Raw genomic sequence first — 16,188 nt, 5'->3', positions numbered from 1 at the left:
GCAAGGGATGACGGGCCAATCAGGCTAGGTGCTGCCTTATGCGTATGCTCATTTCTTTCGCGGCCCTGTTTCTGTCTGTCATTCTGTTGCAGCTCAGTTCTGGTTCGCTCGGGCCACTCGATGCACTGTCCGGATTTGCCCTCGGGTTCAGCACGCAAGAGATCGGGATTCTTGGTTCAGCGCACTTCTTTGGCTTTTTCATAGGGTGTTGGTGGGCCCCGCGCCTGATGGGAAGCGTCGGTCACGCTCGCGCCTTTGCCGCCTTCACGGCATCGGGCGCCATTGCGCTCATTGCACATATGCTAATTCTCGATCCGACGGCTTGGGCAGTCATGCGGATCGCCTCGGGCATGTGCGTGGCGGGGTGTTACACCGTTATCGAGGCTTGGCTGCAGGCAAAGGTCACCAACAAAACACGCGGGAGAGCCATGGGGGTCTATCGCGTGGTGGACATGGGGGCTTCGCTGACCGCACAGCTTGTGATCAGCGTCCTCGAGCCAGCCAGCTATGTCAGCTACAACATCCTCGCAATCGTATGTTGTGCCGCACTGTTGCCACTCACTTTGACGAAAGCAAAGCAACCGGAAACACCTTCCTCCCCACGCCTCAGACCCCGGCTTGCCTTTGAACGCTCGCCCCTCGCGGTCTTCGGAGTAATCGTTGCCGCCCTTTCCAGCGCGTCTTTTCGAATGGTTGGACCGATCTATGGGCAAGAGGTGGGTTTGAGCACGGCCCAAATCGCCTGGTTTCTGGCGGCCTTCGTATTGGGCGGGGCGCTGGCCCAATACCCAGTCGGCTGGTTAGCGGACAAGTTTGACCGGCGTTGGGTACTGATCTGGCTGTCAGTCGCAGCGATGCTCAGTTGCGGGATCACGGTTTTGGGCTCTGAATTTGGAACATTCGGGATCATGGTGACTGCCTCATTGTTCGGCCTGACAACATTCCCGATTTATTCAGTGGCCGCCGCCCACGCCCATGACTTTGCCGACAGTTCCGAGCGGGTGGAGCTTTCAGCGGCGCTCATGTTCTATTTCGCTGTCGGGGCCATCGCGGCACCGGTTACAGCATCTGCCCTGATTGATGCCTATGGTCCCGCCGCGCTCTTTGCGATGATCTCAGTCGGGCATGGGTTGTTGATCGTTGTTGGGCTTGCCCGGATGCGCGCGCGAAACACACCAACCGAGCGGACACGCTATGTATATGCACCGCGCACATCCTTTGTGATTGGGCGGTTGCTTGGGCGCAGTCGCGAACGGGACTAGAGCGCCAACAGGGTCTTTTCCCTGCCCCGCCGCACTGCTAGACGGGGCGCACTCATGCAAAGGCCCCGTTTATGCAGCGTCACCTGATCACTTCTGCGATCCCCTACATCAACGGGATCAAACACCTCGGCAACCTGATTGGCAGCCAGCTGCCAGCAGACCTGTATGCTCGCTACCAGCGCGCACGCGGCAACGAAGTCCTGTTCCTGTGTGCGACGGACGAACATGGCACGCCGGCAGAACTGGCCGCAGCCAAGGCGGGCAAACCGGTGGCTGAATACTGCGCTGAAATGCACGCCGTTCAGGCCAAAATTGCCGATGGTTTCGGGCTGTCATTTGATCATTTTGGACGCTCCTCCTCCCCCCAGAACCACGCCCTGACCCAACATTTTGCGGGGCGGCTGGCAGATGCGGGGCTGATCCGTGAAGTGTCGGAAAAGCAGGTTTATTCTAACGCTGACGGGCGTTATCTGCCTGATCGCTACATCGAGGGCACCTGCCCCAATTGCGGGTATGACAAGGCGCGCGGGGATCAGTGCGAAAACTGTACCAAGCAACTCGATCCGACCGATTTGATCGATCCACGTTCGGCCATTTCTGGTTCAACCGATCTGGAAGTGCGCGAGACCAAGCACCTATACCTGCGCCAGTCCGCCCTCAAGGATGACCTGAATGCCTGGATCGATAGCAAATCGGACTGGCCGGTTCTAACCACTTCCATCGCCAAAAAATGGCTGCATGATGGAGACGGACTGCAAGACCGGGGCATCACACGCGATCTGGATTGGGGCATCCCGGTACGGCGCGGTGACGATGACTGGCCGGGGATGGAAGGCAAAGTCTTCTATGTCTGGTTCGACGCACCGATCGAGTACATTGCCTGTGCTGGCGAGTGGTCGGATGCCAATGATGGTGCAGATTGGGAACGCTGGTGGCGTACAGACAAGGGTGCGGCGGATGTGCGCTATACCCAGTTCATGGGCAAGGACAACGTGCCGTTCCACACGCTCAGCTTTCCGGCGACCATTCTTGGGTCAGGCGAGCCCTGGAAAATGGTCGACCACCTCAAGTCGTTCAATTACCTGAACTATGATGGGGGTCAGTTTTCGACCAGCCAAGGCCGCGGTGTTTTCATGGATCAGGCGTTGAATATTCTGCCCAGCGATTATTGGCGCTGGTGGCTCCTGTCCAACTGTCCAGAAACGTCGGATTCTGAATTCACGTGGGAGCTTTTTCAGCAAGGCGTGAACAAGGACCTCGCCGACGTACTAGGAAACTTTGTCAGCCGCGTGACCAAGTTCTGCCGGACGAAATTTGGAGAAACGGTGCCCAAAGGCGCCGAATTCGGCCAGCTGGAGACAGAACTGCTTACCGACCTGAACGCACGCATTGCGCGGTATTGCGGGTTCATGGACGCAATGGAAGTTCGCAAATCGGCGCAAGAACTGCGCGCAATTTGGGTTGCTGGCAATGAATATCTGCAAGCCGCAGCACCGTGGGCGACCATCAAAGAAGATGAAGCACAAGCCGCAATGCAAATCCGTCTGGGATTGAACTTGATCAGCCTATATGCCGCTCTTTCTTCGCCCTTCATTCCTGATGCCGCCAAGGCTTTGCAAAAAGCAATGCGGATTGACGAACAAAACTGGCCAGTCGACGCCAAGAGTGCAACGTCTCTGCTGCGGCCTGGGCACGCGTTTTCGGTTCCGGATAACCTATTTGCCAAGATCACCGATGAACAACGTGAAAACTGGCAGGAACAGTTTTCGGGCGTGCGTACCTAATCAAGAGATGCGCATTGGCAATTTGTCGCGAAAATGGGCTGCGATGCGCATCTAGGACGACTGTTTAGGGCAGAGTCGGCCTCGCGCCTCCGTGCGTTCACCGTCCCAACCTGATTAAGCAAATTCCCCGGCAAAAGCCGGTGCCGGCCTCTTAACGTGGTTTTCCAGGTTCCAAGGCACGCGCGGGTTTCTCATTGGCTGCCGCTTCGCAATCTGTCCAGAACCGTCAAAACTCTTCCCAACCCACTTCGATCTTGGGATCCTTTTGATCACCCACTGCCAAAGCCGTGTTTCCGGCCACCGCAATCGATGCGACCTGCGCTGGCTTGCCTCTTTTGGTCACAAGGCCCGGCATCGATCCCCCCGACATAGAGCTTTGTTCGACGCACAAATGCGCATCGCCAAGATTAAACTTGGCAACCGCCGCCGCCAATTTGTCCGCTTCGGACGAGAGTACGTGACTTGCTGCGGTTGTTTCCTCAAACATAACTGCGTTTTGCTGTGTAACGTGATCCAGTTCATTCACGGCGATGTTGATTTCAATGAGGCCTGAGGACTGTTCTCGCGCGGAACTGGCAATTGCAGCAACGCGTTCAGAGATATCAGATACAGACGAAACGATAGATGCGAGTGCAGATCCAGTGCGATCAACCAAGTCAACACCTTGCCGCACGTGCTCTGCACTGTCGGTTATCAGTGCATTGATTTCATGCGCCGCATCTGAAGACCGTTGAGCCAATGCACGTACCTCTGTGGCCACTACGGCAAACCCGCGTCCGGCCTCCCCTGCCTGTCCCGCTTCGCCACCTTCTATCGACTTTGATACTGCCAACTGGTTCCCAGATTTTGTGGCGCCGCCAGACTACAAAGCCAGCAATTCAGTAATACCCGAGACGCGATCCGACTGGGCCGAAAGCACCAAACCACGGCTCCCCTGACCGCTTAGCATTGACTTGCTAGCAACAACGCAAAGCATCGCCAACGCAGCGACCAAAACCGTTTTGAACAGGGTATTGTTGAATTTGGACGATTTAGTCGTCGAAAGTTCGGAGCCATTCATTGCCACACCTGTTATCGAGCCAAACTGCAGACAATTCCGGACAGCCTTTGGGATGTGGCGTGGCTAAACTACCTCTGTTACCGGCCGATTAACGTTGCAGCTTTTGGTTTGAATGCATGCTGCGCTCACTTTTCGGCAGAGTGGCCGTGAGCAGAATAGCGCGTCGCGACCGCAGACTGTTCCAGACCATTATGGCTCGGACTCGGCGGACCTTTTTGTAGCACTTTGTTGTGCCAACCGTCTTCTCTCCATTGCCTCTTTTGGCAATTTGACACCGCTGATGGACCTTGGGCTGTCAGCGCAAAAATGAGGCGCACCCAATCTCTGCAACGTGGTCGGATTGCTGTTCTGGCGTGGGTTAGGAGCGTTAGACGAAACCCGCGATCCGTTCAACGAACCAGAAGGCTGCCCAACCTCCAATGCCATAAACGGCGAGGGTTTCAAGACGCAGGCTAAGGTCTGTTCTGATCAACCGTCGAACAAGTGCCCATGCAGCAAGGCAAACGGATATGAAAACAATTTGACCAAGCTCGACCCCAATATTGAAGGCCAGCAAAGCCAGAACAATCTCACTTTGGGGCAGTCCGATTTCGCTGAGCGCGCCACCAAACCCCAATCCGTGGATAAGCCCGAAACCGAAGGAAACAAGCCACGGAGCGCGCTCGGAAAGCCGCGGGTTGTCTGGGTCGCGGTGGAATATCTCGGAGGCAACAAACATGATGGATAGCGCGATGATCGCTTCCACCGGAGGGCCCGGTATGTTCAGCCAGCCCAGCGCCGCAGCACCAAGCGTAAGACTGTGGGACACCGTGAACGCGGTTATCGCGCCGATCAACAAGCGGACGTCCCGTATCAACAGCAGCAACGCCAACACAAACAACAGGTGGTCAAAGCCGAAGAGTATGTGTTCCGCCCCAAGGAAGGTATAGCTTTTCACAACCTCCCACGCCCCAGGCGACACAGGCACTTCAAAGGACGGTGCTGTAGGCACAAGGCGCCATGCCTGTCCTTTTTTGGGTTCGAGTTCGTAACGGACCAACACGTCGGTGCTGGTTTCTTCGAGACCTTCGATCGAGATGATGCCCCCGCTCAGTCCGCCTGAGCAGGACGTGATCCACCGGGTCGACCACCCTTCTCCATCGAACTTCGGTTCAGGGCCGCGGCGTTGCGCGCAAGTGTCGGGCAAGATGGCATCAAGTGCCATCGGCTGCCCCTGCACGTCTGGTTTGCGCCAGAAAACGCTCCACGTGTTGCCGTCCAAGGCCCGCAGTTCAAGATACCCGGGCTGAAGGGCATGCGCCTGTACCAGGCTGCCCCACAGCATTGCTGATAGTGCTAATGCAAAGAGTCGCTTCATGTGTCGGACATCTGGATTTCGATTGTGTATCGCTCTCGCAGATCTTCATAGATTGCGTCAGAGAGTTCTACGGCGCGCTCCGCGCGCCACTCGGATTCCAACATGTCGCGAACTTCTGCAAGAGCGGGTTGACGCGCTGGCGTCTGCTCAATCACCCGCACGACATGTATGCCGTACCCGGACTGAACAGGTCCGGTCCACGTGCCGATTGGTTGACCCGCCAGTGCTGCGGCAAAGCTGGTGCCAAACGTTCCATCAATGGCAACGTCGGTGCTCAGCGGCACTTCTCCCGGCAACAGCGTCCGCTCGCCAATCGTGTTGCGATCTGTTCCGGCATTCAGGCTGGTCAAGGTTGCAGTGACAATGTCCGCCGTAGCCCTTTGCCCCAGATAGACCTGTTCAAACGCCATCTTTCCACTCACCAGGTATCGATCCGAATTTTCGTTCAGAAAGGTCTCAAGCTCTTCATCTGTCGGGACGACGGCATTTGCTCCGGAGGACAGCAGAAAATCCATCTTCTGCTGCAGTCTTTGGCGGATGATCGCGTCGTTTCGATCCAGTCCAAGCCCCTCGGCTTCGCGGACCAGGACCTCCTGACGGACGTGTGCGTCAATGATCGCTGCGCGTTCAGCGTCATTTGGCGGGCGACGCCAATTGCTTTGAAATGCCTGTTCCAGAACTTCGATATCGCTTGTCGTTACGACAATCTTGTTGGGAACTTCGGCGGGCTCAGGGTTGAGATAGCCAAATGCTGCAAACAGCAAAGCTCCGATCACCACAAAATGCACAAGGGGTTCGCGTAGAATGGGGCCCATGTTGTCCGTGTCCACTGTTTTGATTTTGCTCAATATTACACATGGGATTTGCAGACACAAATGACGCGACACGCCCTAGGCAATGTCACGCAACTTGTCTGTTGCCCCTTACGGGTGGGCGCCAAAAGGCGCCCACCGCCGTCTGAAATTACTCGGCTGGAGTATACCAGATGGGAGACGAATAAGCCCGTTCCTGATGGGTCAGCTGCGCCTCTTCCGGCAGGTCGATCCCATAGCGGACTTTGTCATAAACGATCCAACGGGGTGTCGGAATTTCGAGGACGCGAACGTAATAGAACGCACGCGCTTCGGGATCGAAATCAGGATCGGTCCAAACAGTCATGAGCTCCGCGCTGCCAATGGTGTTGGACCAGCTGGCAGTCTCCAGATCGACCGTGTTGCCAACGGCTGGAACGACGCCATTCGCGTCCGCCACCCGATCACCGGACCATGCCACGTCATACACTTTCTCATCCAGTTCGCCGTCAGGTGTGAGCCAGCCTTTGACCACTTGCATACGGTCCAGATTGGCTCCAATCGGATCGCGCAGCGCATAGATCATAAAGCTTGGTGCTGCATCGCCTTCGCGCGGGCGCAAATCGCCACCCATGGGAACACCCTTGTCGTATCCGTTCTGAGCAGGCATGCGCGTGCGCAGATCATCATCCGTGTAGTCCCAACCACCGAAGAAGCGCAGCCCCATGCGTGGGCCGGTGGTGGCGTAGGTTTCGCGGCGTTTAAATGCATCGAAGATCGCAGCCCGTGTGTTTTCAGTAGCCCACACAGCGGTATAGCCTGATGCCACTATCATATCGCCTGGAATTTCGCCCAGTTCGCTTTTGATAAAGGGATGCTCGATACGAGTCGGTGATGGCTCCACGCTAACCGATTTGCTAAAGAAATTTTCTTCCTCGGCAGTCGCCAGAGACGTATGGCTATCGGTCGCGCCGCCCATGCCGAACTTGTATGGGTTCACCCCGAACTTCGCCTCAAGAGCCAGCCCCTGTTTCAGAGCTTCACGCGCGTATTCACCCGCCAGCATTTCTTCGGTTTTGAGCTCGGTCAGATCAAGGTTGCCGATATCCCAGTTTTCATAGTCGGCGAATGCATCGTCCGGACTAAGAGCAGGGTGTGCCTCGCCGTCACCCTTGATCTGAGTGACCTCGTAGTGCGGCTCCCACTTTGCACGGCGATCGACATATTCCTGATCAACCTCACCACCGTGATAAGTGTCTTCGGTTGGAAACATCCAACCATTTGAAAGGTTGCCGTTATGCGAAAAAGCCACCGCGCGTCCGCCGGTTTTTTCTTCGTACATTTCAAGCCAGTCATAGAGCGTGTGAGGGTTTGTATCGCCGTAGGGCGGTTGCGTGACAGGTGGAACCACCTGCTTTGCTCGAACCCCGCCATCGCGCAACATGACATTACGGTGCAAGTTGAACCCCTTGGGCACCGACGTCCATTCAAAGCCAATAAAGGCCGAGAACGTACCGGGATCGTTATGCCGCTCGGCGGCGTCCACAATGTGTTCCCATGTGAAAGCAAACGCATCAGCTCCGGGGCTGTAGGATTCCAGCAACAACTCAGGCAGGGTCATCTGGGAAAAATTCGTGATCAGGTCAAACGCAGATTTACCAGCTGCTTCACCACCTTTTGAGTAACCTTCATACCATTCCCGTCCCTTGGGATCGGCCAAAACGGAGGGTTTGCCAGCCTGCAGGTCAGGCGCAAAGCCCATAAGATCGGTGTGATCTGTCAATACCATCCAATCAAGCGGTCTGGACAACCTGACTGGTTGGCCTGTTGAAGAAATGACCTGCTCTCCCTTGGCAAAGCGCCATGCTTCGTCTGGCAAAAGGGTATTGCCAAACGCGCCGGCGTCCAGCGAAAGCCCGGTGTGCAAATGGCTGTCTCCCCACAGAGGCCGCTCAGGTATTGTTCTGTTTGCGTAGGGCGAAAAAGGTTTTGCCGGAAATGTTCCCTCGGCAGCTTCTTCAGACGGCACTCCATCCGCGATCGCTCCTGTTGCAAGGATAGTAAAACTCAATGCGGCAACAGATAATTTTGACATGGATTCCCCCCCAAGTGTCTTTATTCGTGGGCGACGCATACACTGGAACAGCGGCAGAAGACGCCCGTGGCCTGGCCACAAGTCGAAAACACTGCCTATACAGAAGGTTATTCTCGAGGGCGGTCGCCAAACCATAGAACCGCTCACTGAGTTGAAAACTCAAGTGACGTGAGAGCAGTGTGCACATGTTAATCGATTTAGACAAGTGACCGCGATCATTAGCGTCGAAAACAAATCGAGTTTCCATCGATCATTAGCCACCTTTTTTCGAGCTTATTCCCCTTCTGGAAACCCAATCAATTCCTCAGACTGCGTGGCAAATGGGATGTGCGCACTCATCCCTCTGGCATGTGTCGAACGCATAGACACAGATGTCAGCCCAAAGCTTTTCGGGCCTAAAAACCGGGGTGAAAGCCAGTTCTGATCCGGCCTGCTATGGCTGAAAGCGGGCCCTGGCAAGCTGCCCGGCTATCCGTCTTCGCTTTGTGCTGTGGTCTGTTTTGCCCGCAGGACGTAAGCGGTTACGCTTGCCAAGTCTTTGATCGTTGTCAGCTTGCGTTCCCTGATCAGCGGCTCAAGAAGTATCGCTTGCGACCAATCGGACCTAAGCGTGAACTGCCGCGCAATCAACGCGCCGGTTTCTGGCCTTTTTTCAACCAGATCGGACAGGGTGTCTGCGATGGCTTGCTGTGTTTGCGCATCCGTAACCGCGTGCTGAACCGACAGCGCCATAACCACCTGTTCCACTTTGTCGAGCGGCTGATTTGGGTCGAAAAGAATGTCTTCTGACAGCTTTTGAACAGCCGCAGCGCCCTCCAATTCGATCAGGGCTGCGGAAAACGCGCCCAAGTTGGTAGGCGACATCTGGTCCTTGGCCCGGTCAACGAAATTATAGATCTCTGCGCGTGCAGCCGCATCATCTGATAGCCCAAGCAGCAGAACATGTATGGCTTGAAACGGATAGTTCGCTGGCTGCCAGAGTTCGGACAGCAATTGCCCTGCGGGTATACGTAAGTCGAGGGTACGCAAATGATCATATGGAACTTTGTCGAGCTCACTGATCAAAAGAAACCGCAGCGTCCTGTGGTCGATATCCTGTAGGCTGTCGATCAGGCGCAATCGGCTTTCGTGGAACCCGGCTTGCCATTCGTCACGATGGGCCAAAGAGATGTCCAGGACGCGGCGAAACTCGGCATCTACATATGCAACTCGGCGCCAATCGCCGTCGTCGAATCTGGCAAACAAAACAGCATCCTGTGGTGCCGCCGACAGCCGGTGTCGGGCCGTCCTATCAACCAGATGAGGAATATCAATTTCAGTTGTATCACCGTAAAGAACCTCCACCATTCCATAGGCAAAGGGATTTTCGGGCTTGGGTCTTGCAAGCAAGAGGTGGTCCGCCTCAACGACCCAGTCGATCGCTGTGCGTTCTGGCTTGACCATATCAAAGGCGCAGGCGCGCACCTGATGAACTGGCACAACAACCACCAGTACTGCCACAGTCACCAGCGTCACAAACCATCGCAACGGTGTCGGGCGGCGCGCATCTGCTGCTATCATCTTCAACTGTTTCACCATCATCCCAAGCTGCCGACCGCAAACCTTTGCGACGACTATGCACAATATGTCCGTCAAATCCAAACGACAGAACCGACCACACGCAAGGCAAAAATGAGCTTTCGCCCAAAATCGCCACGCAGATCTGATGTCAAAGCAATGGGCCGGCAACCGCATCCTATTGTCAGTTCATAGCAACTGACGATCAGCCGGTAAGACCTTGGAAGTCTGCAAGTTAAGAAAGAATACCACTCAGATCGACGGGCCGATAACCTGAACACAGACGGGCCGATAACCTGAACACAACAGAGGGTCCGGTGGCGCATGGCCTATCTGCTAGAACTCAGTGAAATGTGCGGTCCACGCTTTCTGCCTCGGCCTTTTCGCCACTATCCTCGCGCACTTTGCGAGAACGCAATCCGCGACTTCGCCCCTGATCAAGCCAAGGTGTTTGGCCAAGTACCCTCTACAGCACGATTGGACGCATGTACGCTGCAGCTATTGTTGTTGAAGCACCGGAAAGCCATGAGACAAGTAGTGAGGGCGGAGTTCTGAACGGCATCCACCTCACGCTTTGACGTGTTGAGAGCCCAAGTTCAGATTACTGTTCGCCGCCCTTAAAGTGAATCTTTAATCTGCGGCAGGGCATTTCGCGTTGCGCAAAATAACAAACCAATATGAGCAAAATCACAACCTGCGTCATGTCAAAAAACCCCTTTGACGTTTTTGCGGCCAGGAAGCATGGCGTTTTGCCGTGCCGTTTTGGTGGATTGTGAAGGGTAGCGGGTCTTACTCATTTACTCTCTCCACGATGTTCCAACGCTCTGCCTGACAGCTATTCTCTAAAAGCTGTCCGCCGAGGTCAGAACAAAAAACAAAACCTCAGCGGACGCTCACTCATCAACTTTAAGACGGTATGGCCGCCCCACAATTGGACAACTGTACCAACTGGTTACTGACCCTAACTAACCAAGCGATGACGTTCGCGGTGTGGCAGGTTCTTCCAAGGAAAGGCGGCATTGTGCCGAAAGTGAGATTGAGAGGGCGAGTTGATAGACGGCCGTGTTTCGAGAACCGGAACAATGGTCTTGGGAGAGATGTTAAACGCCCCATTTCGCGGCCCTACTGTTTCCTTTCGGGTGGACAGTTTTCTAGCGGTGGGTGAAATCCAAATGCGACATGTTTGCCTAATTCAACTGCTCCCGAATTCGGAAACAAAATGTTTCCAGATCGACGCGGGTCGTCCGCCATATCCAGGCTCGGAGCATCTAAGCGCCCAAAAGGTCAGCCTTGCCCCATGATGCCGCGCGGCGGCCCAGTCTTCCCCAAAACCCGGCAAGGGCGGTCAAACTTCTACATGGGCAGTTCTGGGATAAAAAGCTGAAGCCTAACGACCCCAATGGCTGCACACACACCACTGAGATGTAGTTTGTGGAGAGAACAAAATACTTCCCCTACAAGTCAAACATCTGAAACAACTATTTTGCCTCAATAATTGGTGGTGCGGGCGGTGGGACTCGAACCCACACGGGCATACGCCCTCCAGATTTTAAGTCTGGTATGTCTACCATTCCATCACGCCCGCACATCGCCTTGTTAGGCAATCACGCCTCACACCTCAAGCCCGCGCTCAGATATCCTCTCCAACCGGGCCAAGGGGGGCGCCTTTTGCCAAAAGTGCGCGCTCTGACAGCCATGGGTTGTTCTCAACAGCCTCAAGCATCTGGGCCCGCGCTTCTTCAATGCGGCCCAGGTTCATCAAGGTGAGCGCACGCCCGGATTGGGCTCCGACGTGATCGGGCGACAGGCGCAGTGCTGCATCCAGATCAACCAATGCTGCTTCAAAATCCTCGGTCAAAAAGTACGAAAAAGCGCGTTGATTATACCCTTCTGCGTATTCGGGACAGTACGCGACCAACCGGTCAAATGACGCGACCGAACCGGCAAAATCATAACTGCTTCGTTGCCGCATGCCCTGATCAAGCGCTTCTTGTGCTGCTGCATCTGGCGCCATCAACCAAAGCTGCCACATCTGTCCTGATATGGGCTGAGCCGCACGTTCGTCTGGGGCCGCGCGTATCTTTTCGATCAGCGCGGACAAGGCAGCCGTGTTATCCGGCGATGGCGGGCAAGTGTCGGCCCATGCAGGCGCCGACACAAAGGCAAGGATCAAGAGCGGTTTCATCACCGATATGATGGTGCACTTGTCGCATGGGTCAACTCTACAATGCCTGGGTCAATCAATTCCGGGCAACATCACTTCTTTGACCGCCTCCATCGCAACAAAGGTCGACGTCGCAGCAACATGGGGCAAGGTTGACACGACATCTCCCAAAAATGCGCGGTACTGCGCCATGTCGCGGGTGCGCACCTTGAGAAGATAATCAAAATTGCCCGCGATCATGTGGGCTTGCTCAATCTCGGGTACGTTTTGCACGGCAGCATTAAACGCACGCAAGGCGGTTTCGCGCGTGTCCGTCAGACGCACCTCGACAAAAGCGACGTGATCCAGACCAAGCGAGATAGGATCGAGCAAGGCGCGATAGCCCATAATGATCCCAGACTTTTCAAGGCGCCTCAGTCGGGCTTGCGTCGGGGATTTGGACAAACCAATGCGCGCCGCAAGATCGGTGATGCTCATCCGACCATCTTCGGCCAAAGCGACGAGAATCGATTGGTCAAATGAGTCGAGTCCTGACAGTCTCTTTTCTTGCATTGATCTAGAATTTTCACGCATATGATCTGCCATTATCCCAAAATTCAACAAAACTGCCCACTCAAACACCGATATACTGATCAAAATGGGAAAGGACAAACACATGGCACATGACGCACAACTGGATTTGGCACGCACCATCGACATTGGCATGTATGGCGCGCCAGAGCCTGTGCTGAGTGAGTTGATCCAGACTGCCAATCTATCGCCCGACGACCGAACAGCGATTTGCAATGACGCCGCACAGTTGGTGACGGCCATCAGAACACAGGCAGCACCGGGTTTGATGGAGGTATTCCTTGCCGAATATGGCCTGTCCACCGACGAAGGGATCGCGCTCATGTGTCTGGCCGAAGCCCTGTTGCGCGTCCCGGATGCGGACACAATCGATGCATTGATCGAAGACAAGATCGCGCCCAGCAATTGGGGCAAACACCTGGGCCATTCGACGTCATCGCTGGTCAACGCCTCCACATGGGCATTGATGTTGACCGGGCGCGTACTGGATGATGACCAACCCGGTCCGATCGGCCACTTGCGCGGCGCAATCAAACGCATGGGGGAACCGGTGATCCGCGCCGCCGTCTCTCGCGCCATGAAGGAAATGGGCCGCCAGTTTGTGTTGGGCGAAGACATCGATGCCGCCATGGACCGCGCGGCAGGGATGGAGGCCAAAGGGTTCACCTATTCCTACGACATGCTGGGAGAGGCCGCGCTGACCGAAGCGGATGCGCGGCGTTATCACTTGTCGTACTCGCGCGCGATTTCGGCGATTGCGCGGGCCTGTATTCGCGACGACATCCGCGAAAACCCTGGGATTTCGGTGAAACTGTCGGCCCTGCATCCGCGCTATGAACGCGCACAGGAAGAGGCCGTTCTGCGCGATCTGGTCCCGCGTTTGCGTTCCCTTGCGTTGCTGGCGAAATCCGCTGGCATGGGCCTCAACGTGGATGCGGAGGAAGCAGACCGCCTCTCGCTTAGCCTCGAAGTGATCGATGCAGTGCTCGGGGACGATGCCTTGGCGGGCTGGGACGGGTTCGGGATCGTTGTTCAAGCCTATGGACCACGTGCAGGCACGGTGATCGATACGCTCCATCACATGGCACAACGGCATGACCGCCGGATCATGGTGCGGCTGGTCAAAGGCGCCTATTGGGATACCGAGATCAAGCGGGCCCAGGTCGAAGGGGTCGAAGGGTTTCCCGTCTTCACGCGCAAGGCTGCGACGGACGTCTCCTACATCGCGAATGCGCGCAGCTTGCTGGGCATGACCGACCGCATTTACCCGCAATTTGCGACCCATAACGCCCACACCGTTGCGGCAATCCTGCATATGGCTGGCGACCAGCCTTATGAATTCCAACGCCTCCACGGAATGGGCGAGGCTCTGCATAACATCGTGTTGCGCGGGCGTGGCACGCGCTGCCGTATTTACGCACCGGTCGGCGCGCATCGCGACCTGCTTGCTTATCTCGTACGCAGGCTTTTGGAAAACGGCGCCAACTCCAGCTTTGTGAACCAGATCGTCGACGACAGTGTTCTGCCCGAGGTCGTGGCCGCCGATCCCTTTGACGCGCTAAGCGACAGCGTCGTGACAATACCTGACGGACCAGCCCTGTTCTTGCCAGAGCGGCCCAACTCGCGCGGTTTTGACATCACGAATGTGGAAACCCTGGCACAGATCAATGCGGCCCGAGATGGACATGCAACGCATCATTGGAAGGCTATGCCACTCACAGTCATGTCAGCGGACGGCACGTCGCGGGCTGTTGTAAACCCGGCCGACTCGGATGACACCGTCGGCAGCGTCACCGTTGCAACCCCAGACATGGCGGCCCGCGCCTTTCAGGATGCAACACCATGGGCGGCCACAGCACCCGAGCGGGCGCGCATCCTGAACGCAGCCGCTGATCTCTACGAAGAACGGTTCGGCGAGATATTTGCACTTCTGGCACGCGAGGCCGGCAAGACACTGATGGATGCCGTCGCTGAATTGCGCGAAGCGGTGGATTTCTTGCGCTATTACGCGACCCAAGCCAATCGCGAGGCCCCAGCTGGCACGTTCGTTTGTATTTCGCCGTGGAATTTCCCATTGGCGATCTTCACGGGCCAGATCGCTGCGGCTCTTGCCGCAGGGAACGCTGTTCTGGCCAAGCCCGCTGAGCAAACCCCACTGATCGCGCACCTGGGCGTTTCTCTGATGCATCAGGCGGGCGTTCCGGTCTCAGCCCTGCAACTGCTGCCGGGAGATGGAGAGCTGGGTGGGGCCCTCACGGCACATGGAGGTGCGAGCGGTGTCGCCTTTACCGGGTCAACCGAAACAGCTTTGCGCATCAGGGCGAGCCTCGCTGAACACGCGGCCCCTGGCACACCACTGATTGCTGAAACAGGTGGGTTGAACGCCATGATCGTGGACAGCACTGCCCTGCCCGAACAGGCAGTACGCAGCGTGATCGAAAGCGCGTTCCAATCGGCCGGGCAACGCTGTTCGGCCCTGCGCTGTCTCTATGTTCAGGCCGACATTGCCCCTGCCTTCACCGAAATGCTGATTGGCGCAATGGAGGCGCTGAACGTGGGCAACCCATGGACCCTTGCAACAGATGTTGGACCGGTCATTGATGAGGTGGCACGTGCAGGGATTGAGGCCCATATCGCGACCGCCACGCAAGAGGGGCGCCTGCTACATCGCCTCAAAACGCCCACCTCAGGCACATTTGTCGCCCCTGCCCTGATCAAGGTTCATGGGATCGCGGATCTGGAGCGTGAAGTCTTTGGCCCTGTCCTGCATCTGGCGACCTTTGAGGCTAGCGAACTGGACGCAGTGATCGACGACATCAATGCCAGCGGATATGGGCTGACCTTTGGACTACACAGTCGGATCGATGACCGTGTGCAGCATGTTTCGGACCGGATTAAGGCGGGAAATGTCTACGTCAATCGCAACCAGATTGGTGCGATCGTAGGCTCCCAACCCTTTGGCGGTGTTGGGCTTTCAGGCACGGGCCCAAAGGCGGGCGGACCTGACTACCTATTGCGCTTCCGGCGCACGCAGCCTGCGCCTGGGGCGGGATCATGGGACGCGGAGGCCCCGTTACCCGTTCTTACAAATCAGCCCAACGAACCTCTGAACAGCACCCCTCTGCCCGGCCCTACGGGCGAGTCAAATGTGCTGAGCCACGCAAGCCGCCCCGCAATCCTGTGCGCCGGTCCAGGTGTAGAAACTGCGGCCGCGCAAGCAGATGCCGTCGCGTCCCTGGGCGGCGCCCCCGTTCAAGCGAGCGGTGCCATTCCAGACGGAGCGCTGACATCGGGCCCCGCTTATGGTGGCGTGATTTGGTGGGGAGACGTGGCAACCGCGCGAGCGCTCGAATGCGATCTTGCGGCGCGCCCGGGTCCGATCATACCGCTGATCGCAGGGATGCCTGATCGCGCCCACGCCACCGTTGAACGGCACGTCTGCGTTGATGTCACCGCCTCAGGCGGTAATACTGCCCTCCTGGGCGCTGCGAGCTGACTGAAAAAGGGCAAGGAAACCGTCAAGGGCTCCGTCTCTGCCCTTGACGCGC

10 protein-coding genes and 1 tRNA gene are annotated in these 16,188 nt (G+C 56.5%); 3 read left to right on the top strand and 8 right to left on the bottom strand.

Annotated elements, in window-relative coordinates; translation table 11 throughout:
* Positions 1–38 precede the first annotated feature (38 nt).
* On the top strand, positions 39–1,262 hold the full coding sequence (locus DHN60_RS10775) for an MFS transporter (RefSeq protein WP_108837323.1): 1,224 nt from the start codon (positions 39–41) through the stop codon (positions 1,260–1,262).
* Between the two features lie 71 nt (positions 1,263–1,333).
* Complete coding sequence (metG, locus tag DHN60_RS10770; protein ID WP_108837322.1) at positions 1,334–3,046, top strand: methionine--tRNA ligase; 1,713 nt, start codon at positions 1,334–1,336, stop codon at positions 3,044–3,046.
* 226 nt (positions 3,047–3,272) lie between these two features.
* Here the strand turns inward: metG and DHN60_RS10765 are convergent, their stop codons facing one another.
* The 8 genes from DHN60_RS10765 to DHN60_RS10725 all read right to left on the bottom strand — a co-directional run bounded on the left by DHN60_RS10765 (position 3,273) and on the right by DHN60_RS10725 (position 12,622).
* Positions 3,273–3,878, bottom strand: coding sequence for a methyl-accepting chemotaxis protein (locus DHN60_RS10765; RefSeq protein ID WP_108837321.1), 606 nt, complete (start codon positions 3,876–3,878; stop codon positions 3,273–3,275).
* Between the two features lie 595 nt (positions 3,879–4,473).
* On the bottom strand, positions 4,474–5,430 hold the full coding sequence (locus tag DHN60_RS10755) for a HupE/UreJ family protein (protein ID WP_108837319.1): 957 nt from the start codon (positions 5,428–5,430) through the stop codon (positions 4,474–4,476).
* A 29-nt stretch (positions 5,431–5,459) separates the two neighbouring features.
* A complete protein-coding gene (locus tag DHN60_RS10750; protein ID WP_108837318.1) occupies positions 5,460–6,311 on the bottom strand; it encodes a peptidyl-prolyl cis-trans isomerase in 852 nt (283 codons plus the stop codon).
* Between the two features lie 115 nt (positions 6,312–6,426).
* Positions 6,427–8,349, bottom strand: a complete 1,923-nt coding sequence (locus tag DHN60_RS10745; RefSeq protein WP_108837317.1) for a DUF3604 domain-containing protein — start codon at positions 8,347–8,349, stop codon at positions 6,427–6,429.
* A 468-nt stretch (positions 8,350–8,817) separates the two neighbouring features.
* Positions 8,818–9,909, bottom strand: coding sequence for a hypothetical protein (locus DHN60_RS10740; protein ID WP_159089179.1), 1,092 nt, complete (start codon positions 9,907–9,909; stop codon positions 8,818–8,820).
* Between the two features lie 1,496 nt (positions 9,910–11,405).
* Positions 11,406–11,491, bottom strand: a tRNA-Leu gene (locus DHN60_RS10735).
* A 45-nt stretch (positions 11,492–11,536) separates the two neighbouring features.
* A complete protein-coding gene (locus tag DHN60_RS10730; RefSeq protein ID WP_108837315.1) occupies positions 11,537–12,091 on the bottom strand; it encodes a tetratricopeptide repeat protein in 555 nt (184 codons plus the stop codon).
* 51 nt (positions 12,092–12,142) lie between these two features.
* Entirely contained in the window at positions 12,143–12,622 is a 480-nt protein-coding gene (locus DHN60_RS10725; RefSeq protein ID WP_108837528.1) for an Lrp/AsnC family transcriptional regulator, read from the bottom strand.
* A gap of 103 nt (positions 12,623–12,725) precedes the next feature.
* On the opposite strand from DHN60_RS10725, the gene putA reads away from it, so the two are divergent.
* Positions 12,726–16,136: a bifunctional proline dehydrogenase/L-glutamate gamma-semialdehyde dehydrogenase PutA gene (putA, locus tag DHN60_RS10720; protein ID WP_108837314.1), complete on the top strand. Its 3,411-nt coding sequence runs from the start codon at positions 12,726–12,728 to the stop codon at positions 16,134–16,136.
* The last annotated feature ends 52 nt before the right edge of the window (positions 16,137–16,188 follow it).

The sequence above is a fragment of the Tateyamaria sp. Alg231-49 genome (assembly GCF_900143535.1).
Lineage (GTDB): Bacteria > Pseudomonadota > Alphaproteobacteria > Rhodobacterales > Rhodobacteraceae > Tateyamaria.
The sequence above is the reverse complement of the archived record's forward strand: the minus strand, read 5'-3'. Positions and strand labels throughout refer to the sequence as shown.